Origin of the sequence: Flavobacterium macacae, assembly GCF_003865365.1 — a bacterium.
GTDB classification, from domain to species: Bacteria; Bacteroidota; Bacteroidia; order Flavobacteriales; family Flavobacteriaceae; genus Flavobacterium; species Flavobacterium macacae.
Window position 1 is genome coordinate 1 of the sequence record NZ_RQVR01000050.1, and the last position, 1,459, is coordinate 1,459.

A 1,459-nucleotide genomic window follows, 5' to 3' on the forward strand; every position below is an offset into this window, starting at 1 on the left:
AACCTGAAATCCCTAATTGATTCATATACGCGAAAGCGCTAGCTTGATTTTCAAATAGTCCAGTGGGGTCGCTCCAACTGTTAGGATTGTTAAATGCAAATCGATAAGGAGTTATACCAGGCATTAAATCTGCAAGCCGGTCCATACAGTTAAACCGTCCGTTAGCATTATCGTAATGCCTAAAATACATCGCCATTATGTTCTGCCCCAACAATTTTGTTATTCCCGTCCGTTGTGTTCATAAGCCGATTCCCGATTAGGCAAGAGCTGTTAAATACCAATATTAAACCAACTCCAGCTAACTGTACAAGCGTATTAAGACCGTAGTACAGTTATTTTAAAGGGGGTTATTAATTTTTAACTAAAAAATTAACATTTCTATATACTTAATTATGAGTTCCATCATATTTAATTCTCCAATTCAAACTATCCAAATCATCAATATCTAGTATGTATTTTTTATTGTAGATATTTTTTTTACGGATGCCTTCCCATCCATATTTATCTATACTGTCTTTCTTTATTAAATATAGCCTAAATTTCATCCCATATGATTTATTCATATAGCGTCCCCAGTCTATTGGTCTATTAATTTCCTTTATTGTATTACTTAAAATAGAATCTGTAAAATCTCCAACAAAACCATATTTATTAATTGTATCATCTTCAATATTTACTTTATGTATTATTGTATAAATACTTTGATTTGAATTATTAATTACTTCAAACTCTCTTGAATCTATTTTATCTATACATGAAATAAATAAAAAAATGACTAAAATATAAGATAAAAAAAATTTCATTATAAATAATTACGAAGGTTTGTAGTCAGGGTGATTTATGTATTGATTTTCCAATATTTGTATAAGTTCATAAGGCAGAGGCAAATTAGGTGAATAAAAAGAAATAGCGTTATAGTTTATTACATTTTCAGTATCAAAAACATCAGGGTAATTAAAATATACCCATGCCAATGTACTAGCTTGTACTTCTGTCCAATTATTACCATGAGCCATATTATCATTGTTAAACGACTCTAAACTAGCCGGTACAACTTGAGTATAATAATTTATTTTTCCTCCATGTTTTTCTTGTAAATAATGACCATACTCGTGCATTAAATACCTGCCTGTAGGTGAATTTAACCCTTTTTTTAAGTATTTTTCCCAGTTGCCTTGATATACATTAATAGCCCCTCCGAAATACGAAGATGCACCAGCGTCAAAGGGAATTAATCTTATAGGAGCTCCAAAAAATGTAAAACCACCCGTCCCTAAAAATGAAATCTGTCCATAATTTCTACCAACTCCTCTTGAATTAGGTCCTCCACCTCCTCCAAATGATCCGCCGCCGCCAGGACCGCCACCACCAGGACCGCCACCAGAAGAACCACCACCAAAAGTGATAAAATTAGCAGCTCCGCCCCCATCAACGAACGCTAGCATTAAACTATCCGATT

The 1,459-nt window shown here is 33.2% G+C and carries 3 protein-coding genes; all 3 read right to left on the minus strand.

Features of this window, described 5'->3' with window-relative positions:
- Positions 1–196, minus strand: a 196-nt coding sequence (locus tag EG849_RS16095; protein WP_394336500.1) for an RHS repeat-associated core domain-containing protein, incomplete at its 3' end; no start/stop codon positions are given.
- Between the two features lie 190 nt (positions 197–386).
- Positions 387–803 (minus strand): hypothetical protein, encoded by a 417-nt coding sequence (locus tag EG849_RS15450; RefSeq protein WP_125014328.1) that lies wholly within the window; start codon positions 801–803, stop codon positions 387–389.
- Positions 804–812: 9 nt separating this feature from the next.
- The coding region (locus tag EG849_RS15455) for a hypothetical protein (RefSeq protein WP_199732398.1) at positions 813–1,459 on the minus strand (647 nt) is incomplete at its 5' end.

Coding starts and splice junctions, on each gene's coding strand:
- EG849_RS15450 (WP_125014328.1), bottom strand. CDS start 803: ATGAAATTTTTTTTATCTTATATTTTAGTCATTTTTTTATTTATTTCA.